The following is a 20,049-nucleotide window of genomic DNA, read 5'->3' as shown; positions in this document are numbered from 1 at the left end:
GATAGCATCCCCGCATCTGCGACCTTGATCCACTTACTTCAAGCATTGACTTGAGGTCCGCACGCTCAGCAGCCACAGAGCTCGGGTAGGCGGCATGGTTTGTCGTGGGTGCGTACTCGCGGGGGAGTTATCCGTCTACGTCCGCATTTCATGCGCCGGGAAAGGTTTCCATGTCTCGAGACGCGCTTGCGTGGTGCCTGGTTGCGATGACGGCCATAGCCGTCGCAGCGATCGTGGCACTCGTCGTCCGCAACAGAGCCCTGGGGAGGAGAAAGCAGCAGGCCGAGGAGGCGCTGAAGGCGGAGCTCGCGACCGCGCAGGGCCACCTCACCTCGGTGCAGGCCGAGTTGGCCCGGTACAAGCACCAGTTCGACACCACGATCCGGCAGGCGGAGGAGGCGGCCGAGGACAGCACCAAGGCGGTCCTCAAGGGCTCCGCCCGCTTCCTGCAGAGCCTGGCCGCCGAGCAGATGACCGTCCTGGAGGGCATCCAGGGCAAGTACGGCAACCACCCGGTCCTCGCCGAACTCCTCGAAGTCACGCACGCCAACGCGCAGATGCAGCGCAAGGCCCAGGGCATCGCCGTGCTGTGCGGCGCGCCGGCCGGCCGCCGCAACCGGCCGGGCAGCGTGTACGACGTGGTGCGCAACGCGCAGTCGCAGATCCGCAACTTCCGCCGGGTCGAGATCATGCAGCAGACCGGTTTCGCGCTGAAGGCGTCGGCCGTCTCGCCGGTCGCGCTCGCCGTGGCGGAGCTCCTCGACAACGCTGCCAGCTTCTCCCAGCAGGACGCACCGATCGAAGTGACGTTCCAGCGGATCCAGAAGAACCTGTGCATCGTCATCGACGACGCCGGTGTCGGCATGAACGACGAGGAGCGCCAGCGGGCCACCGCCCTGCTGTCCGGCGACTTCGTCCCCCGGCTCTCCCAGCTCGGCAACCAGCCGAAGTTCGGCTTCCCGCTGATCGGCCTGCTCGCGCGCCAGTACGGCTTCCGGGTCGACGTCACGGGCATCTCCCGGTACGGCGGTGTCCGTGCCGTCGTCCTGCTGCCCGAGGAGCTGTGGACGGAGGAGCAGCCGGCCCCCGTGCAGGAGGCTCCGGCCCCGGTGAGCATCGTGCGCGACGAGCAGTCCGCGCCGAGCCGGCCGCGCACGGTGCACGGCCTGCCCAAGCGCGTCTCCCGGGCGACCGCCCCGGACGACCAGCGGCAGCCGTCCCGGACGGCCCAGGACACCGGACGCGTCTCCGGACGCAGCCGCGGCGCCCTGGGCGCCCTGCAACGAGGCACCATCTCGGGCCGCACGTTCGATTCCGCAGCCACTGAAGGGCCCCAAGACGCATGACCACCGACCTGTCGTGGATGCTCGAAGACATCGTGACCAACGTGCCCAAGGCACGGCACGCCGTCTTGCTCTCCGCCGACGGCATCTCGCGGGGGGCCACCCAGGGTCTCGTCGACGACGACCTGAGGACGATCTCGGCCGCCATGGCCGGCATGCAGGCACTGAGCCGTGCCGCGTCCCGGTTCATCGAGCCGGTGCAGGATCCGCAGTGGCACCAGACGATCATCGAGTTCTCGCACGGGTGGATCTTCCTCATCGGGGCCGGTCAGGGGGCCTATCTGGCCGCCGCGGCGGAACTCGACGTCGACATCCAGCAGATCTCCTTCCGGATGCACCGGCTCGTGGCGCGTCTGGGCAACAACCTGACGACCCCGCCGCGCGTCGACGCCGAGGAACCGTCCCTGCACGGGGCGGGCGCCTCCGGCGGGGCGGACGCGGGCGGCCGTACCGGCACGGTGCTCGCCGACCTCGACGAGGTGATCTCCGGCGTGCACGGGGCCCGGCACGCCGTGCTGCTCGGCGCGGAGGGCCTGCCCCTCGGGGCGACCAGCGGGATCGACCGGGACCTGGTCGACACCATCTCCGCCGCCATGATGGGCATCCACGCCTACAGCCGGGTCACGTCCCAGTTCGCCGGGGTCCAGGCGGGCGCGGAGTGGCGGCAGACCGTCATCGAGTTCCAGCACGGCTGGATCTTCCTGATCGCCGGTGACCACGGCCGCCTGCTGGCCGCGGCGGCCGAACACGACACCGACATCGAGGAGTTCACCACGCGGCTGGGCGAGGTGGTGCCCCGGCTGACCGAGGAGCGCGTACCGCGACGGGAGGCGCCGAGCGATGTCTGACGCACACGACTCCGACCCGGAAGTGGAACTGACGTCCGCGTTAGTCCCGTTCTTCGTGATCACCAACGGCCGCGCCCTGCCGCCCGACCAGCAGTACGAGCGCACCGCCCTGGTGACCGCGCACCAGGACACCGCCGCCACGGCCCGCACCCTCGCCCCGGAGGAGCAGGCGATCATGGATCTGGTCGCCAACCGCATGCTGGCCGTGGCCGAGATCGCCGGCCGCACGCACCTGCCGCTCGGCATCGTGCGCATCCTCCTGGCACAGCTGGAGGAGAGCGGTCTGGTCCTCGTCCGCAAGCCCGCCCCCCGGGCCGACAGCAAAGACCGAGAACTGCTCAGTGCCGTCCTCGAAGGCCTGAAGAACATCGGAGCGTAACCCGTGTACCTGGACGCAGACGACGTGCGCTCGGTGAAAGTCCTCGTCGTAGGGCCCTTCGGAGTCGGGAAGACCACCTACATCGGCAACATCTCCGAGATCGAGCCCCTGCAGACCGAGGAGGAGATCACCGAGGCGAGTGTGGGCTACGACGACCTGTCGCGCACACCCGAGAAGACCACCACCACGGTCGCCATGGACTTCGGCCGGCTCACGCTCAGCGACGAGCTGGTCCTCTACGTCTTCGGAACGCCCGGTCAGGAGCGTTTCAAGGAGATGTGGGAGGAGCTGTCCCGCGGAGCGCTCGGCGCGCTCCTCATCGTCGACCCGGAGCGCCTGGACGAGTCCTTCCCGGTCCTGGACCTGGTCGAGCGCTTCGGCCTGACCTACGCCGTCGGCGTGAACCACTTCGAGGGGACGACCACCTACCCCCTCGACGAAGTCCGCGAGGCGCTGAACCTGCACCCGGACACCCCTGTCGTGGCCTGTGACGTCCGCGACCAGAAGTCCGCGCTCCAGGCCCTGATCGCCCTCGTGCAGCACCTCATGTCCCTGCTCGACTAGGAGCTCGCCATGCAAGAACCCCACGCCACGCGGGGCATACCCGCCGGGTGCCCCGCGCACGGCAACGCGCAGCTGTACGGCCCCGAGTTCGCCGCCGACCCCGACGCCACGTACGGCCATCTGCGCTCCCTCGGCCCGAGCGCGCCCGTCGACATAGCGCCGGGCGTCGAGGTCGAGCTGGTCACCAGCTACGACGCCGCGCTGTTCATCCTGCAGAACCCGGCGTCGTTCGTCCGTGACTCGCGCCGCTGGAACGCCCTGAACGAGGGGCGGGTGCCCGCCGACAGCCCGGCGCTGCCCATGATGGGCTACCGCCCGAACGCCCTGTTCAGCGACGGGGCGGCGCACGCGCGGCTGCGGCAGGCGGTCGTCGACAGCCTCGCCACCGTCAACGAGCTGCATCTGCGCCGCAAGGTGCAGCAGTCGGCGGACTACCTGATCAGCCAGTTCGGCTCGGACGCGTTCGGACACGGCGAGCTGATGGCCGCGTACGCGATGCCGCTGCCGCTGCTGGTCTTCAGCGAGCTGTTCGGCTGTCCGCCCGAGCTCGGTGACCGGGTCATCGCCGGCATCAGCGGCATCTTCCAGGGCACGCCGGGCGCCGACGAGGTGCTCGGGGCGGCACTGGCCGAGCTGATCGCCCTCAAGCACCGTCGGCCCGGCGAGGACCTGACGACGAAGCTGATGCAGCACCCGGCGCGGCTGAGCGACGAGGAGGTCCTGCACCAGCTGGTCACCCTGCTGTCCGGCGGCACCGCCCCGCTGGCCGCCGCCATCGCCACCAGCACGGCCCTGTATCTGAGCGAGGACGCGCAGGCGGCGCTGCCCGTCGAGGACGCGGTCGCGCAGACGCTGTGGAACTTCGCGCCGATCGCCAACTACGCCGGCCACTACCCCACGCACGACGTGCAGCTGGGCGGCAGAATCCTCCGGGCGGGCGACCCCGTCCTGATCTCGTTCGCGGCGGCGAACACCGATCCCAAGCTGGCGCAGCACCGTGAACAGCTCAGCGCCAAGGCACACTTGGCGTTCGGCGCCGGTCCGCACGCGTGCCCCGCCAAGGACCCGGCCTTCATGATCGCGGTGAGTGCCGTCGAGTGCCTGCTCAACGGGCTGCCCGACCTCGAGATGCGCGTCCCCTTCAAGGACCTCATCTGGGGTGAGGGGCCGTGGAGCCGTTCGCTGGCGTCACTGCCGGTGCGTTTCACGCCGCGCCCGGCCGGGCCGTCCCCGGCCGAAACCGCTCGCTCGGCCGCGCCGCAGCCGGCCGCGTCGGCCCCCCGGCCCACGGCGACCGCACATTCCCAGCCAACCGCCCAACCGGCCCACTCGCGTGGCCTGTTCTCCCGCTTCCGGGCCTGGCTCGGCGGCGAGTGACGAAGGTAACCCTCACCTGGCCTCCACAAGTGGATGCTTCAAGCACCGCATGGGTACGTATGGCGGCTGATCTCCCAGGAAGGAGCCGCCATCGTGGTGGTGGACGCTCGCCCGTCACACGACCGTCGTTCAGCTGTCAGCCTCTTCGCCCGTCTGCGGACGGCGGAGGGGCAGGCCGATCCTTTTCCCTACTACGCACGGCTCAGAGCCATGGGCCCTGTCACACCCGCCCCTTGGGGCAATGTGCTCGTCACCGGTTTCGACCTGTGCGACCAGATCCTGCGCTCGCGTGACTGGCTCGAACCGGACAAGCACTGGCGCGCGCGGCAGGGGGCGGGCACCCGCTGGAACGCCCCCTCCTCCCAGGAGATGAGCAACACCCTGCCCGCGCTCAATCCTCCCGACCACACCCGAATACGCAGGGCAGCAGGAACGTTCGGCCGCAAGACCCTGGAGCGGATCGGACGCACGGTCGGCCGTACCACCGACCACCTCCTGCTGTCCCTCACCGAGCAACTGCACGACGGCATGGTGGACTTCGTGTCCCTCGTGAGCGAGGAACTGCCCGTCGCCACCATCGGCGACTGGCTCGGCCTGCCCGCCGCCGACTGGCCCCGGCTGCGCGAACTCACCCACGAGCAGGTCTTCACCCAGGAACTCCTGCCGACGGCCAGCCAGCTGGCCCGGTCCGACGCCGCGACGGCCGAACTGCGGGCGTACTTCATGGACCTGGTCCGCCGGCGCCGCGCACAGCCGGGCGACGACCCGGTGTCCCTGTGGATCCACACCTTCGACACCCTGGAACCCGACCGGGACCAGGCCGACGAATCGGTGTACTTCCTCGCCCTCTTCGTGCTGCTGGCGGCGCTGGAGACCACGTCCACCCTGCTGTCCACGATGGCCCTGCGGTTACTGGAGCAACCGCTGCGCCGGGATCTGCTCGCCGCCGACCCGACGCTGGTGCCCGCCTTCGTCGAGGAGACGCTGCGCCACGACCCGCCCACCCATGTGATCAGCCGTGTCGCGGCCGACGACACCGTTGTCGGAGGCGTCGAGGTCCCCAAGGACGCCATGGTGCACCTGATGGTGGGCGCCGCGCACCGCGATCCGGCCCGGCACGCCGACCCGGACCGCTTCGACCCCGAACGGCCCCGCTCCGACCACCTCGCCTTCAGCAACGGCATCCACTACTGCCTCGGCGCGCCCCTCGCCCGGCTGGAAGCCCAGACCCTCCTCCACCACATGATCAGCCGTCTGCCCCGCCTCACGCTCGCCCGGCGCCCCACGTGGGAGCCCCGGGTGGCCTTCAGGCGCCTGTCGAACCTGGACGTCGCCCTCGCATGACCGAGACCCCCTCCCCCCTCACCCATCGCGCGCTCAAGGCCGTGGCCGTCGACGAGGACGGCCCGGTCCTGCACGTACGCCTCAACCCCGAGCAGGGTGAGGACACGCTCGGTGTCGCCGCCCTCGACGATCTGCTGGCCGTCCTCGACGGCCTGCACGAACGGCCCGACCTGCGCGTCCTCGTCCTGTCGTCCGACGGCGAGGACTTCTGCCTGGGCGCCGACCGCACGGAGTACCAGGAATCCCTGGCCGCCGACCCCACCGGCGGCGACCTGCGGCGCGTCGCGGACAAGGCGCAGCGGCTGTGCCAGGCGCTGGAGACGGCCCACGTCGTCACGATCGCCCGGCTGCACGGCAAGGTCGTCGGCGCGGGCCTCGCCCTCGCCTCCTACTGCGATCTGCGCGCCGCCGCCGACACCACCCGGTTCCGTATGCCCGAGGTGGGGCTGGGCCTGCCGCCCGCCTGGGGCGGGGCCATGGGCCGTCTCGTCGCCGAGGCCGGCGCGGCCCGGATCCGTGAACTGATGCTCACGTGCGACCTGTTCGACGCGGCCACCGCCCAGCGGCTCGGCCTCGTGCACCGGACGTCCCCCGCCGACACCCTCGACCAGATCGTCCGGTCCTGGGTGAAGCCGCTCCTGCGCAGACAGCCGGAGGCGCTCGTCCTCACCAAGCGGATGCTCGCCGGTTACGCCCGCGCCGACCGCACCGCCGATCTGTCCCTGCTCGACTCCCACCTGCTCACGGCGCGGCTGACCGCCCCCGCCGCGCGCCCCTGACCGGAACACAGGCGCTCCCGCTCCCCCGCCCCGCCCGCCGGGAAGGGAGGACCGGGGGCGTCCGCGTGCCGGTCAGGCGATGACGGTGCCGAAGCGGACGTCGTAGGACTCCTGCGGGTACAGCACGCCGAGGACCCGCTCCGCCTCCTCGGTCACGTCGGCGCGCTCGGCCCGGCCGAGGACGGAGAACGGTTCGATGACGAGGGCGTCGCCGATGAGGCGCCAGACGCCCGCGAGGAAGCCGTCGACCAGCAGCGGGCAGTAGAAGGTGTTGGCCTGCCAGGTACGGCCGCGGTGCGCGGGCGGAATGACCCGGCCGCGGTCGGCGTGGGAGAGCAGGAGGTTGTCGAACTCGGGCAGCAGGCGCGGCGGTGCCGGGGTGTCCGGGTCGGGTCGCGGGGCGTCGGGCAGGTCGAACAGCTCGACGCCGTTCTCGTCCCGGAAGGTGACCAGCTCGGGCCGCAGCCGCTCGAAGACGGCGCGCATCCGGGTGAGACCGGCCCAGGTCTGCATGTCCTTCACGGACGCCGGACCGAAGGCGGCCAGATAGCGCCGGACCGTGTCGTCGGCGGAGGCGGCCGGCTCGGCCGGGCGCCCCAGCCAGTGTTCGAGGGTTGTCAGGGACACCTGGGCGCTGCGGCCCCACTGGCCGCGCGGGGTGATCTGCACCAGCGGGAGCCGGCAGCGGGCGGCCACGGCGAGCGACTGCGGGTCGGCGTCCGGCCACTCGGCGCTCAGCGCCTCGCGCAGCTGCTTCATCGTGCGGGGCGCCTCCTCGACGAGCTCGCGGGCGAGCACGGCGAGCCGGTCGAGGTCGACGCCCACGAGGCCCTTGCGGAAGTAGGTGATCTCGCGTTCGCGGGCGGGCTGCACCAGCGGACGGAGCGTCAGGCCGTCGTCGGCGGTGTGCAGATGGATCGTGGAGCGCATGGTGACCATGCGGACGAGCGACCGGTCGCCGAGCGGTGCGGCGAGCGCGTCGGGCGTGAACCCGTCCAGGCGGGCGGCGAGCGCATAGTACGGCGGCTTCACCTCCTGCGCCTGGAGGCCGACGAGGTGCGCGACCGTCTCCGGGGCGGTGAGCGGGGAGCGGCGCAGCAGCAACTGCCGTTCCAGGGTGGCGCGGTTGAGGGCGCGAGTGGTCAGGACCGGATCCGTGCCGCTCATCGTCCTCGCCGCCTTCGTCGTGGTGGAGGTCCGCTTCATGCTCCGCAGGGTACGGAGGATCGAGGACAGGTCGTGTCCTATTACGGGAGCTCGGGGCCGGGCCGACCGGCGGTGCCGGGCTACGTCATTCGGTGGCCTTTGACCGTCCCGGCGTTATTCAAATCAACCGATTTCCTATTCATTCCACTATCCGGCTCTTGGTGCTGACCCGCCGTCACGAGGCCCTGAACCCAGTCGAGGAGAGTGGAAGATGAGGACACCGCCGAGATGGCGATCCGTCCTGGCGCCCGCCGCCATGGCAGCCGCGCTCGCCGCAGCCGCCCTGGCGAGCACGGGCTCCGCCCATGCCGATGACCACGCCACGCCGCACCCGTCGTACCCGGCCCACCCGGCTCAGGCCCCGGCCCACGGGCCCCAGCCCGCGTACCCGGCGAAGCCCGGCCACCCGGCGAAGCCCGGTCACCCGGCGAAGCCGGAACAGCCGGTACACCCCGCCAAACCGGACCACCCGGCGAAGCCGGAACAGCCGGCGCACCCCGCCAAGCCCGAGCACCCGGCGAAACCGGTCAAGCCCGAGTACCCGGCGCACCCGGCGAAGCCGGCCCGCCCGGAGAAGCCGGCGTACCCGGCCAAGCCGGTGAAGCCTGCGTACCCGGAGAAGCCGGCAAAGCCGGAGCAGCCCGCGAAGCCGGCATACCCGGTGAAGCCGGCGTACCCCGAGAAGCCTGCCAAGCCGGAACAGCCCGCGAAGCCTGAGTACCCGAGCAAGCCCGCGTACCCGGCCAAGCCCGCCAAGCCCGAATACCCCAGCAAGCCCGCGTATCCGGCGAAGCCCGCCAAGCCCGAGTACCCGGCCAAGCCCGGGAAGCCTGAGCACCCGAGCAAGCCGGCGTACCCGGCGAAGCCCGCCAAGCCTGAATACCCGGCCAAGCCGGCGTACCCGGCGAAGCCCGCGAAGCCCGCGAAGCCCGCGAAGCCCGAACTTCCCAGCAAGCCTGCGTACCCCGCCAAGCCGTCGAAGCCTGAGTACCCGGCGAAGCCCGCGTACCCCAGCAAGCCGAGCAAGCCCGCCTACCCGGCCAAGCCCGCCAAGCCCGAGCAGCCGTCCAAGCCCGCGTACCCGGCCAAGCCCGCCAAGCCGGAGCAGCCGTCGAAGCCCGCCTACCCGGCCAAGCCCGCCAAGCCCGAGCGGCCGTCCAAGCCGGCGTACCCGAGCAAGCCCGCCAAGCCCGACCACCCGAGCAAGCCCGCGTACCCCAGCAAGCCCGCCAAGCCCGACCACCCGAGCAAGCCCGCGTACCCCAGCAAGCCCGCGAAGCCCGACCACCCCTCCAAGCCGGCCCACCCCGACAAGCCCAGCAAGGGTGAGCACAAGGGCAAGGGAGGGCACGAAGGCAACGAAGGGCACGAAGGCCATGACGAGTGAGCTGGGGCTGACGCGCTGAGCGATGCCCTGCGAACGGCCGGACCCGGACCCCCGGGGCCGGCCGTTCCGCGTTTCGGCGCCCTACCCGTCCTGGTCGGAAACATCCCTTTAGGTGGCTGTGCCGCAGCCCGGCGCTCACCATCGGCGCCGTCATCACCGCGCTGAACGTCAGGGCAGTTCCTGCTCGGCCCAGATGATCTTCCCGCCGGGTGTGTAGCGGGCGCCCCAGCGGTGTGCGAGCTGGGCCACCAGGAACAGGCCCCGGCCGCCCTCGTCCGTGCTGCGGGCGTGGCGCAGCCGGGGGGCGGTGCTGCTGGCGTCGGCGACCTCGCAGGTCAGCCGGGTGTCGCGCAGGAGCCGCAGGCGCACCGGGGGTTCGGCGTAGCGGATCGCGTTGGTGACCAGCTCGCTGACGATCAGTTCGGTGGTCATGGCGAGGTCGTCGAGGTGCCAGGCGGCCATCTGCCGGGTGGCGCGGGCGCGGGCCTCGGCGACGGCGGCCGGGTCGACGGGCACGTCCCAGGAGACGACGTCCCCGGGGTCCAGGGCCCGGGTGCGGGCCAGCAGCAGGGCGACGTCGTCGGGCTGCTGCTCGGGCACGAGGTCGCGCACGGCGGACGCGCAGAGGGTGTCGAGGTCGCGGTCGCGCCGGGAGAGCAGGTCGCCCAGCCGGGCCATGCCGCTGTCGACGTCGGCGCTCTCGCTCTCGACGAGGCCGTTGGTGTAGAGCCCGAGCAGGCTGTGCTCGGCGAGTTCGATCTCGGCGGACTCGAAGGCGAGGCCGCCCAGCCCGAGCGGCGGCCCGGCGGGCGGTTCGGGGTAGGACACCTGCCCGTCGGGCGCCACGACGACGGGCGGCGGGTGTCCGGCGCGGGCCATCGTGCAGCGCCGGGTGACGGGGTCGTACACCGCGTACAGGCACGTCGCGCCGAGGAAACCGGCCCCGCCCGCGTCGTGCTGCCCCTCGCTGAGCCGCAGGACCAGGTCGTCGAGGTGCGCGAGGAGTTCGTCGGGCGGCAGCTCCATGTCGGCGAGGGTCTGCACCGCGGTGCGCAGCCGTCCCATGGCGGCCGCGGCGGCTATGCCGTGCCCGACGACGTCGCCGACGACGAGCCCGACCCGGGCGCCCGACAGCGGGATGACGTCGAACCAGTCGCCGCCGACGCCGTCCGTGGGGTCGGCCGGACGGTAGGCGGAGGCGACCTCCAGGGCCGTGCCGCCGGACAGCGCCTGCGGCAGCAGACTGCGCTGGAGGGTGACGGCCGCGGTGTGCTCCCGGGTGTAGCGGCGGGCGTTGTCGACGCAGAGGGCCGCGCGGGCCACCAGTTCCTGGGCGACGAGGACGTCGTCGGGGCGGAAGGAGGCGGGGTTGCGCGAGCGGATGAACGTGGCGAGGCCGAGCGCGGTGTCCCGGGCCCGCATGGGCACGCAGATCAGCGAGTGCAGCCCGTAGGCGCGCATGCTGGCCGCCCGGCGCGGCTGTTCGGCCGCCCACCGGGAGTCGAAGGGGTCGAGGACCGGGATGAGGACGGGGCCGCCCTCGCCGAGCAGGTGCTCGTCGTGCGGCGGCGGTACGAAGTCGACCGGGTCGCCCACGCGCGCGACGGCCTCGGGGCAGCCGTCGCGGACCGACCGCAGACCGGCCCGGCGCATCGCCGCGCCGACGAGGGCCGGTCCCGCGTCGGTGAGCCAGGCGCCGTGCCCCTCGGTGCTGAGCACCGGTTCCAGCAGGTCCACGGCGACGAAGTCCGCGAACGCGGGCACGGCGAAGTCGGCGAGTTCCTGTGCGGTCGACAGCACGTCGAGGGTGGTGCCGATACGGGTGCCGGCCTCGTTGACCAGGGTCAGCAGCCGGCGGGCGGTCCAGCGCTCGGTGACGTCCACGACCATGTAGCAGACCCCGCTGACCGTGTCGTCGGGGTCGACGAGCGGGAAGAACGACGTCGAGTACGCGCGCTGGCGGTGCGGGTCGGACCAGCTCCAGCCGACGTACTCGTAGTCGGTGACCGGGACGCCGGTCTCCAGGACCTTGCTCATCAGGCCCTCGATGGTCTCCGCCTCGAGGCCGGGCAGCAGGTCGCCGAGCCGGCGGCCGAGCCGCTGCCCGCGCGGGACCCCGCCGAGGCGCTCCAGGGTGTCGTTCAGCCAGACGTAGCGCAGCCCGCGGTCCACGACGGCCATGCCGACCGGTGAGCGGGTCAGGAATCCGTTGAGGACCGACTCGCCGACGACCCACGGCGGGAGCCGGTCCCGCGCCGAGACCAGGTAGCACTCCTCCTGACCGACGCGGAAGCCCGGGGAGACCCGTACGTCGACGTCGACGGTGTGCCCGTCGCGGTGCCGGACCGGGAACCGGCCGCTCCAGCCCGAGCCGGACCGGCAGCGCTCGGCGACGGCGACCGCCCGCGCGCGGTCGCCGGGCGTCGCCAGCAGGGCCAGCCCCGGGGTGCCGACGACGTCGGCCGCCGGGAGTCCGAGGAGTTCCTCCGCGGCCCGGGTCCAGGCGAGCACCTGCCCGCCCGCGGAGACGACGGCGGCGGCGTCGCCGGCCGCGTCGAGGGGCTCCCGCCGGGCCTCGGCTCCGGGGGTGTCCGGGGTGTCTCGCGGAGCGTCCATGGCTCCTCACGCAGCGTCTGTGGGTCCCGTGCTCACAGGACCCATGTTCCTGCTTGCGTCTCCCGCGCGCACGGGACGGCCGTCCGGTGCGCGCCGAGCGTGGTGGAGAGAGCATGGAGGTGCCGGCCCCGTACTCGCCGTGCCGAGGGTGGCCGGTGAGCCCGTCCGGGGGTGGAGGAGGCGCCGCGATGACAGCCGGATCCCTGGAGTCCGATGCGGGTGGTCACGGTGCCCAGCCGCCGCGGCCGACCGGACTGCTCGACGTGCTGAGCGTGGCCGCGGTGGTGCTGGACGCCGACGGGCGCATCGTCTTCTGGACCCCGCAGGCCGAGGAGCTGTTCGGGTACTCCTCCGAGGAGGCGCTGGGCACGCACGCGGCCCGGCTCTTCATCCACCCCGAGCATCTGCCGTCGGTGACGAAGCTGTTCGCCGAGGTGCTGCGGACCGGCCAGAGCTGGGCCGGCACGTTCCCGGTGCGGCACAAGGACGGCAGTACGCGCATGACGGAGTTCCGCAACATGCGGCTGCTGGACGACCTCGGGGACGTGTACGCCCTGGGCATCGCGGCCGACCACTCGCTGCTCCAGCGGGTCGAGACGGATCTGGCGCTGTGCGAGCGGCTGATCAACCAGTCCCCCATCGGAATCGCGCTGGTCGGCCCGGATCTGCGGTTCCTGCTGGTCAACCCGGCGCTGGAGCGCGTCGACAACACGCCGGCCGGTGAGCACGTGGGCCGCCGGCTGCGGGAGACGCTGCCGCTGTCCGACCTCGACACCATCGAGGCGTGCGTGCGTCAGGTGATCACCACCGGGACGCCGCTGCTCGACCAGTACCACGTGGGCCGTCCGCCGGACGAAACGGACCGTGAGCGGGCCTGGTCGCTGTCCTTCTACCGGCTGGAGGACTCGGGCGGGCGGGTGCTGGGCGCCGCCATCTCGTTCGTCGACGTCACCGAGCGGCACCGGGCCGCCGCCGCGGCCGACCGGGCCCGGCGCCGGCTGGCGCTGATCGCGGAGGCGTCCACGCGGGTCGGCACCTCGCTGGAGGTGGAGCGGACCGCCGACGAGCTGGCGGACGTGGCCACGCCCGAGCTGGCCGACGTGGTCGCCGTGGACGTGCTGGACGCGGCGCTGGCATGCCGGCGCACCCGCAGGCCGGAGAACGGCCCGGAGCTGTTCCGCGCCCTCGCCCTGAAGTCGGCGTATCCGAGCGCCGCGCTGCGGGCCGCCGACCCGCCCGGTGATCTCGCCGCGTACGAGGGGGACCGGCTGGTCACGCTGTGCGTGCACACGGCGCGGCCGGTCCTGGTGCGGCACGTGGGCGAGGCGGATCTGCCGCGCATCGGGCGGGACGCACAGGCCACGGAGCTGCTGGCGCGGGCGGGCGTGCACTCGTACCTGGCGGTGCCGCTGATCGCGCACGGCGAGGTGCTCGGGGCGCTGGACCTGAAGCGGACGCGCAATCCGGTGCCGTTCGACGAGGACGACGTGGTGCTCGCCGGCGAGCTGGCGGGGCGGGCCGCCGTGGCCATCGACAACGCGCGCTGGTTCCAGAGCGTGCGCAACACGGCGCTGACCCTGCAGCGCAGCCTGCTGCCCGACCACGCGCCGCACCACACGGGCTTGGAGCTGGCCTCCCGCTACCAGCCGGCGCAGGCGACCAGCGAGGTCGGCGGCGACTGGTACGACGTGCTGCCGCTGGAGGACGACAAGACGGCGCTGGTCGTGGGGGACGTGATGGGGAACGGCATCGACGCGGCCGCCACGATGGGCCGGCTGCGCACGGCGACCTGCGCCTACGCGGACCTCGACCTCGATCCCGGCGCGGTGCTCCACCATCTGGACAAGATCACCTGCGATCTGGAGCACTACATCGTGACGTGCCTGTACGCGGTCTACGATCCGCGCACCCGGCAGCTCCAGGTCGCGAACGCCGGGCACATGCCGCCCGCGCTGTCCCGTCCGGGCCGGAAGCCGCGTCTGCTGCGGCTGCCGTCGGGGGCGCCGCTGGGGGTGGGGGGTGTGCCGTTCGAGACGACCACGGTCGAGCTGGTGCCGGGCGATCTGCTGGTCCTGTACACGGACGGGCTGGTGGAGACGCGGCACCACTCCATCGACGACCGGCTGGACGTGATGCTCGGCTTCCTGGACGAGCCGCGCCGGCCCCTGGAGGAGACCTGCGACCTGCTCCTGTACGGCCTGCGCCATCCCGACGACCACGACGACGTGGCGCTGCTCGTGGCGCGGATGGTGTGATCGCGGCCCCGGAGCCGCCTTGCCCGGGGCGGCTGCGGGGCGCACCCTGGTCCGTATGGGTGACGCTCCGAACGGTCCCACCCTCATCGGCTCCGTACAGCGGGCCTTCCGGCTGCTGGAGGCGATGAGCGCCCACGACAACGGCGCGCCCGCCAAGCAGCTGGCGCGGGAGACGGAGCTGCCGCTGGCGACGGCCTACCACCTGCTGCGGACGCTGGTGCACGACGGCTATGCGCGCAAGCTCGACGACGGCGCGTTCGTGCTGGGCGACCGGCTGGGGACGCTGCGGACCTCCTCGGGCCGGGCGCAGACGCTGCTCAGCCGGGTGCGTCCGGCGCTCGCCGCGCTGCGGGACGAGCTGTCGAGCGCCGCCTACCTGACGTTCTACGAGGACGGGGAGATCCGGGTCGCCGAGATCGTCGACGGTCCGCGGGCCCCGCGCGTCGACCTGTGGGTGGGGTTCGAGGACGCCGGGCACGCCACGGCGCTCGGCAAGTCGGTGCTGCGCGAGCTGGACGAGGAGGCGCGGCGGGAGTACCTGTCCCGGCACCACCTGGCCGATCTGACGCCGAGGACGATCACGGACCCGCCCGAGCTGCTGCGGCGGCTGGACACCTCGCCGCTGGCCCCCGCGGTCACGGACATGGAGGAGTACGCGCTCGGCACGGTCTGTGTGGCGGTGCCCGTGTACAGCGGCGGCACGCTGGGCTCGCTGGGGGTGTCGCTGCGGGCGGACCGGCGCCGGCGTCTGGAGGACGTCACCGCGCTGCTGATGCCGACGGCGGACCGGGTGACGCGGAGCCTGTCGCTCACTATCTGAAATCCCGCCGCTTGCCCTGACACACCTCGCACCCGTTTCCTAATAAATAGGACATATCAGGTTCCCGGGGTGATCTTCGGCTCCGGACGCACAGAACGAGGACAGCGGACAAGAATGAGCCAGGCCCCCGAGCACGGACCTGACCACTGGTCGCGGCGATGGGTCGTCGCCGTGGCCGTACTGCTGATACTGATCGTCACCGGGCTCGCCCTCGCCGACCTGCTCGGCGGCTCCAGGACGGCCTGGGTGCCCCTGCTCGCCACGGTGCCGGCGCTCGCCGCCACCGCCGGCGGCCCTCGCACGGTCCTGTGCGGAGGGCTCTTCGCCGGCGCTCTCGGGCTGGCCCTCGCCTTCCATCACGACGCCCCGGGCCGCGTCCTGGGCATGACGCTGGCGTCCCTCGCGGTCGTCACCCTGGCGTGCGGACTGACCACCGTGCTGGGCGGACGCCGTGAGCGGGTGCTGGAGGCGGTGCGCTCCGTCGCCGAGGCCGCGCAGCACGCTCTGCTCCAGCCGGTCCCCTCGACGGTCGGCCCGTTCCAGGTGGCGGTGCGCTACAGCGCCGCGGCGGCGGAGGCCCGGATCGGCGGCGACCTGTACGCCCTGGTGTCCACACCGCACGGGGTCCGGCTGATCGTCGGCGACGTCCGCGGCAAAGGTCTGCCGGCCGTGGGCACGGCGGCCCTGGTCGTCGGGGTGTTCCGGGAGGCCGCGCACGACGAGCCCGACCTGCTGGACGTGGTCGCCCGCATCGAGCGCAGCCTGGCCAGGAACCTGGGGCCGGACGACTTCGTGACCGCCGTGGTCGCCGGACACCCCCGGCCCGGGGAACTGGAAGTGGTCAACTGCGGGCACGCCCCGCCGCTGCTGGTGCGGGACTCGGCCGTCGTACCGGTGGAGCCGGACCGGCCGGCGCCGCCCCTCGGGCTGCGCGCCCTGTCCGGCGAGACGCCCGAGCTGCACGTGCTGCCCTTCGCCGACGGCGACCAGCTGCTGCTCTACACCGACGGCGTCACCGAGGCGCGCGACCACGACCGCGAGTTCTATCCGCTGGCCGAGGGCCTCGCGCGGCACATCTGCGACGATCCGGCGCGGACCGTCACCGCGCTGCACGACGAGCTGCTGCACCACGTCGGCGGGCATCTGCACGACGACGCGGCCCTGCTGCTCCTGCGCAAGCCGGTCCCGGCCGAGCAGACCGCCTGCGCTCCCACCGCCCCGCAGGAAGCCGGGCGCGTCAGCAGCCTCTCAGCCTGAGACCCTTCGGTCCTTTCGCCGCCGCCCCGCTCCGAGGCGGCGGCGAAACGTCTGCCCAGAGGCTACGAGGACCCCCTATACACCGGGCGTATACACGCTATGTATAGTCCGGGCATGCGCCTACTGCCCCAGAAGATGAGAAAAACCTGGATCTGGTTGTCCGCCACCGCCGTCGTGACGGCGGCGGCCTGTCTCGTGGCCTTCAACCAGTACGTACGCCTGGACACCACGTCACCCGCCACGGCCCGCTCGCGGAGCGCCGCCCACGCCTCGTTCGGCAGCGTCGACTGCCGTGAGGCCAAGTGCGTCGCGCTGACCTTCGACGCCGGGCCCAGCGAGCACTCCGCGCGGCTGCTGGACATCCTCAAGGAGGAGAAGGTCCCGGCGACCTTCTTCCTCCTCGGCAAGCGCCACATCGACACGTACCCGGACCTGGTACGGCGGATGGCGGACGAGGGCCACGAGCTGGCCAACCACACCTGGGACCACAAGCGGCTCACGGACATGGGAGCCGACGAGATACGCGAGGAGATAGAGCGGCCCAACAAGGAGATAGCGGCGCTCGTCGGGCGGCGCCCCACCCTGATGCGCCCGCCGCAGGGGCGCACGAACAACACCGTGCACGAGATCTGCCGCGAGCTCGGGATGTCGGAGGTCCTGTGGAGCGTGACGGCCAAGGACTACAGCACCGACGACTCCGCCCTCATCCAGAAGCGCGTCCTCGAACAGACCGAACGCGACGGGATCATCCTGCTGCACGACCTCTACGACGGCACCGTGCCGGCGGTCCCCGGGATCATCGAGGGCCTGAAGAAGCGCGGATACTCGTTCGTCACCGTTCCCCAGCTGCTCGCCCCGGGACAGGCGGAGCCCGGCAAGGTGTACCGGTGAGCCGGGCGTGACCAGCGCCGATCGGGCGAGGACGTTCCGTAGGATCGCCCCGTGGCCACCTTCCTCCTCCAGCGCACGGTCCCGCTCCCCCTCGACGAGGCGTGGCGCCGCCTGACGGAGTGGCACCGCCACGGCGACGTCGTCCCGTTCACCCGGATCCGCGTCGTCACCGCCGGGCCCACCCGGGAGGGCACCCGCTTCGTCGCCCGCACCGGCCTCGGCCCGCTCGGCTTCGACGACCCGATGGACGTCACCCGGTGGGAGCCGCCCGGCGCCACCGCTCCGGGCCGGTGCAGGCTGGAGAAGCGGGGCCGGGTGATCACCGGCTGGGCGGAGATCGAGGTGGGCCCGGGACCCGGCGGCCGTACCCGGGCGGTGTGGCACGAGGAGGTCCGTGTCCGGTTCGTGCCGCGCCCCCTGGACGGTGTGGTGGGGCTGGCCGGCCGGTACCTGTTCGGACAGGCGATGAACCGGCTGCTGCGCACCCCCTGACCCGGCCCGACGCCCGCGCCGTTGCGTAGGGTTGGCGTTCGGCGGAGACGACGGGGGGGACGCGGGCATGACCACTGCGGACGTGGAGGCGCCGACGGCCGACGAGGCCGAGGCGCTCGCCGTGGACGGCTTGCGCTGGCTGATCGGTGCCGGGCGGAAGACGGACGGCGGCGACGGGCTGGGATGGCCGGTCCGGCCCTCGGACGAGGCGGTCGACCCGATGCTCTACAACGGCACGGCCGGTGTCGTCCCCACCCTGCTGGAGGCGTGGCGGCACTTCGGGGACGACGTCTACGCGGACACCGCCGTGCGCGCGGCCCGCGCCTTGGAGGAGTTCGCCGGATCGTGGGAGGACCACTCCCTGTACTTCGGCCGCACCGGCATCGCGCTCGCCCTGCGGGCGGTCCACCGCGAACTGGGAGACGCCCGGGCCGGATCCGCCGCCGAGCGGGCCCTGGAGGGCGTGCGGGCGGCCTTCGACGGGGAGCGCTGGGGCGAGCTGTACGAACTGATGGGCGGCAACGCGGGCATCGGCCTCGGCGCGCTCCTCGCCGGGCAGGACGACCTGGCCGTGCTCGCCGTGGAGCCGTACGCGCGTACGGCCGAGCCGACGGCGGCCGGCGTGCGGTGGCCGTTCCGTCCCGGCGTCGAGGGCCGTATGCACCACGTGTCGCACGGCACCCTCGGTGTCGTGTACGGACTGGCCGCGGTCGGCGGGGCGACCGGGCGGTCCGATCTGCTCGGCCTCGCCCTCGCCGGGGCCGCCGACGTGGTCGCCCGCGACGAGGACGGGCCCGACGGCTTCCTCGTCCCGCACTCCGACCCGCCGCACCGCCCCGACGTCACCCCGCGCTACAGCTACGGCTGGTGCCACGGACCGGCAGGCGACGCACAGGTCTTCCGGCTGCTGCGGGACGTCACCGGCGACCCCGCGTGGGCGGCGCTGGCCGACCGCTGCTGGCACACCGTCACCCGCTCCGGGCTGCCGAGCCGGCTGCGCCCCGGCTTCTGGGACAACCACGGGCGCTGCTGCGGCACGGCGGGCGTCCTGGCCCTCGCCGGCGACCGGATCGCCGAGCAGGGCGACTCCCCCGGCTTCGCCCGTACGCTCGTGGCCGCGCTCGCCGCGAACGCCGTACGGGACGCCGACGGCGCGCGCTGGTCCAACGTCGAGCACCGCGCCACGGCGAGCGACCTCGAACCGGAGTGCGGCTGGGCGATGGGCGGCGCGGGCATCGTGCGCGAACTCCTGCGCCATGTACGGATCGTGCGCGGCGGCGACCCGGCGTACGCCGTCGCCTGGCCCGACCAGCCGGTGCCCCGGACTCAGGCCACCGAGCCGATCCTTCCGGCGGGCGCGGAGGCGGAGGCGGCGTCGTGATGGATCGGCGTGTGCGCCCCGGTCAGTGACACCCCGCTGCCGCCGCGCCGGTTCGCGACGATCTCCGCCGCGATGGACAGGGCCGTCTCCTCGGGGGTGCGCGCGCCGAGGTCCAGGCCGATCGGGGAGCGCAGCCGGGCCAGTTCCAGTTCGGTGACGCCGACTTCCCGCAGGCGCTCGTTGCGGTCCAGGTGGGTGCGGCGCGAGCCCATCGCGCCGACGTAGGCGACCGGCAGGCGCAGGGCGAGCCGCAGCAGGGGCACGTCGAACTTGGCGTCGTGGGTGAGCACGCACAGGACCGTGCGCGCGTCGGTCCCGGTGCGCTCCAGATACCGGTGCGGCCACTCCACGACGACCTCGTCGGCCTCCGGGAAACGGGCCTTCGTCGCGAAGACCGGGCGGGCGTCGCACACCGTGACGCGGTAGCCGAGGAACGCGCCCACACGGACCAGCGCCGAGGCGAAGTCGATCGCGCCGAAGACGATCATGCGGGGCGGCGGCACCGAGGACTCCATCAGCACGGTCAGCGGCTCCCCGCAGCGCGAGCCCTGTTCACCCAGTTGCAGGGTGCCGGTGCGTCCGGCGTCGAGGAACGCGGCCGCCTCCGCCGCCACCGTGCGGTCCAGCTCGGGGTGGCCGCCGTAGCCGCCCTCGTGGCCGCCGTCGGGGCGTATGAGCAGCGCGCGGCCCACGAGTTCGGCGGGCCCGGAGACGATCCGGGCGACGGCGGCCGCCTCACCGGCCGCGGCGGCGGCCAGCGCCGCCGCCACCACAGGGCGGACCGGGTCCTGGGACCGGACCGGGGTGACCAGGATGTCGATGACCCCGCCGCAGGTCAGGCCGACCGCGAAGGCGTCCTCGTCGCTGTAGCCGAAGCGCTCCAGGACGGTCTCGCCGTCCCGCAGCGCCTGCTCGCACAGCTCGTACACCGCGCCCTCCACGCAACCACCGGAGACCGAGCCGATCGCCGTGCCGTCGGCGTCCACCGCGAGCGCGGCGCCGGGCCGGCGGGGGGCGCTGCCGCCGACCGCCACCACGGTGGCCACGGCGAAGTCACGTCCCTGCTCGACCCACCGGTGCAGTTCCTCGGCGATGTCCAGCATCTGTCAG

Annotated in this window: 17 protein-coding genes; 14 read left to right on the top strand and 3 right to left on the bottom strand. The window is 72.9% G+C overall.

Translation table 11 applies throughout. From position 1 onward, the window contains the following. The first annotated feature begins 206 nt into the window (after nucleotides 1-206). From ADL34_RS13820 to ADL34_RS13790, 7 genes are all read left to right on the top strand, one after another. Nucleotides 207-1,346 carry an ATP-binding protein gene (locus tag ADL34_RS13820; protein ID WP_062666876.1) on the top strand — a complete coding sequence of 380 codons (1,140 nt, stop codon included), beginning with the start codon at nucleotides 207-209 and terminating at the stop codon, nucleotides 1,344-1,346. Continuing rightward, nucleotides 1,343-2,191 carry a roadblock/LC7 domain-containing protein gene (locus tag ADL34_RS13815; protein ID WP_179199403.1) on the top strand — a complete coding sequence of 283 codons (849 nt, stop codon included), beginning with the start codon at nucleotides 1,343-1,345 and terminating at the stop codon, nucleotides 2,189-2,191. The genes ADL34_RS13820 and ADL34_RS13815 overlap by 4 nt, the downstream gene beginning before the upstream one ends. Beyond that, on the top strand, nucleotides 2,184-2,570 hold the full coding sequence (locus ADL34_RS13810) for a DUF742 domain-containing protein (protein WP_062666874.1): 387 nt from the start codon (nucleotides 2,184-2,186) through the stop codon (nucleotides 2,568-2,570). The genes ADL34_RS13815 and ADL34_RS13810 overlap by 8 nt, the downstream gene beginning before the upstream one ends. Before the next feature lie 3 nt (nucleotides 2,571-2,573). Then, nucleotides 2,574-3,134, top strand: a complete 561-nt coding sequence (locus ADL34_RS13805; protein ID WP_062666872.1) for a GTP-binding protein — start codon at nucleotides 2,574-2,576, stop codon at nucleotides 3,132-3,134. Between the two features lie 9 nt (nucleotides 3,135-3,143). Next, nucleotides 3,144-4,511 carry a cytochrome P450 gene (locus ADL34_RS13800; RefSeq protein WP_062666871.1) on the top strand — a complete coding sequence of 456 codons (1,368 nt, stop codon included), beginning with the start codon at nucleotides 3,144-3,146 and terminating at the stop codon, nucleotides 4,509-4,511. A gap of 93 nt (nucleotides 4,512-4,604) precedes the next feature. Next, complete coding sequence (locus ADL34_RS13795; RefSeq protein WP_062666869.1) at nucleotides 4,605-5,855, top strand: cytochrome P450; 1,251 nt, start codon at nucleotides 4,605-4,607, stop codon at nucleotides 5,853-5,855. Continuing rightward, nucleotides 5,852-6,634 carry an enoyl-CoA hydratase/isomerase family protein gene (locus tag ADL34_RS13790; RefSeq protein WP_062666867.1) on the top strand — a complete coding sequence of 261 codons (783 nt, stop codon included), beginning with the start codon at nucleotides 5,852-5,854 and terminating at the stop codon, nucleotides 6,632-6,634. The genes ADL34_RS13795 and ADL34_RS13790 overlap by 4 nt, the downstream gene beginning before the upstream one ends. A gap of 72 nt (nucleotides 6,635-6,706) precedes the next feature. On the opposite strand, the gene ADL34_RS13785 is transcribed toward ADL34_RS13790, so the two are convergent. Next, nucleotides 6,707-7,840: a winged helix DNA-binding domain-containing protein gene (locus ADL34_RS13785; RefSeq protein WP_234375014.1), complete on the bottom strand. Its 1,134-nt coding sequence runs from the start codon at nucleotides 7,838-7,840 to the stop codon at nucleotides 6,707-6,709. 211 nt (nucleotides 7,841-8,051) lie between these two features. On the opposite strand from ADL34_RS13785, the gene ADL34_RS36650 reads away from it, so the two are divergent. Beyond that, nucleotides 8,052-9,227 (top strand): hypothetical protein, encoded by a 1,176-nt coding sequence (locus ADL34_RS36650; RefSeq protein WP_234375013.1) that lies wholly within the window; start codon nucleotides 8,052-8,054, stop codon nucleotides 9,225-9,227. A 168-nt stretch (nucleotides 9,228-9,395) separates the two neighbouring features. Here ADL34_RS36650 and ADL34_RS13775 read toward each other — a convergent pair whose 3' ends face one another. Continuing rightward, on the bottom strand, nucleotides 9,396-11,843 hold the full coding sequence (locus ADL34_RS13775) for a SpoIIE family protein phosphatase (RefSeq protein ID WP_062666861.1): 2,448 nt from the start codon (nucleotides 11,841-11,843) through the stop codon (nucleotides 9,396-9,398). A gap of 188 nt (nucleotides 11,844-12,031) precedes the next feature. Here ADL34_RS13775 and ADL34_RS13770 point away from each other — a divergent pair, with 188 nt between their 5' ends. The 6 genes from ADL34_RS13770 to ADL34_RS13745 all read left to right on the top strand — a co-directional run bounded on the left by ADL34_RS13770 (nucleotide 12,032) and on the right by ADL34_RS13745 (nucleotide 18,939). Beyond that, a complete protein-coding gene (locus ADL34_RS13770) occupies nucleotides 12,032-14,098 on the top strand; it encodes a SpoIIE family protein phosphatase (RefSeq protein ID WP_062666859.1) in 2,067 nt (688 codons plus the stop codon). A 55-nt stretch (nucleotides 14,099-14,153) separates the two neighbouring features. Next, complete coding sequence (locus ADL34_RS13765) at nucleotides 14,154-14,918, top strand: IclR family transcriptional regulator (RefSeq protein WP_062666856.1); 765 nt, start codon at nucleotides 14,154-14,156, stop codon at nucleotides 14,916-14,918. 114 nt (nucleotides 14,919-15,032) lie between these two features. Next, nucleotides 15,033-16,175: a PP2C family protein-serine/threonine phosphatase gene (locus ADL34_RS13760; protein ID WP_063892289.1), complete on the top strand. Its 1,143-nt coding sequence runs from the start codon at nucleotides 15,033-15,035 to the stop codon at nucleotides 16,173-16,175. Between the two features lie 114 nt (nucleotides 16,176-16,289). Continuing rightward, entirely contained in the window at nucleotides 16,290-17,066 is a 777-nt protein-coding gene (locus ADL34_RS13755) for a polysaccharide deacetylase family protein (RefSeq protein WP_234375012.1), read from the top strand. Between the two features lie 51 nt (nucleotides 17,067-17,117). Next, nucleotides 17,118-17,558 carry a hypothetical protein gene (locus ADL34_RS13750; protein WP_062666852.1) on the top strand — a complete coding sequence of 147 codons (441 nt, stop codon included), beginning with the start codon at nucleotides 17,118-17,120 and terminating at the stop codon, nucleotides 17,556-17,558. 67 nt (nucleotides 17,559-17,625) lie between these two features. Continuing rightward, a complete protein-coding gene (locus ADL34_RS13745) occupies nucleotides 17,626-18,939 on the top strand; it encodes a lanthionine synthetase LanC family protein (RefSeq protein ID WP_062666850.1) in 1,314 nt (437 codons plus the stop codon). On the opposite strand, the gene ADL34_RS13740 is transcribed toward ADL34_RS13745, so the two are convergent. Next, the gene (locus ADL34_RS13740; protein WP_062666848.1) at nucleotides 18,885-20,042 is read right to left on the bottom strand and encodes an XdhC family protein; all 1,158 of its coding nucleotides are present in this window, start codon (nucleotides 20,040-20,042) and stop codon (nucleotides 18,885-18,887) included. The two genes, ADL34_RS13745 and ADL34_RS13740, sit on opposite strands and share 55 nt — an antisense overlap. Nucleotides 20,043-20,049 lie beyond the last annotated feature (7 nt).

It is taken from the genome of Streptomyces sp. NRRL WC-3605, from assembly GCF_001509795.1.
Taxonomy (GTDB): domain Bacteria; phylum Actinomycetota; class Actinomycetes; order Streptomycetales; family Streptomycetaceae; genus Streptomyces; species Streptomyces viridochromogenes.
This window is presented reverse-complemented; position numbering and strand designations above follow the sequence as displayed.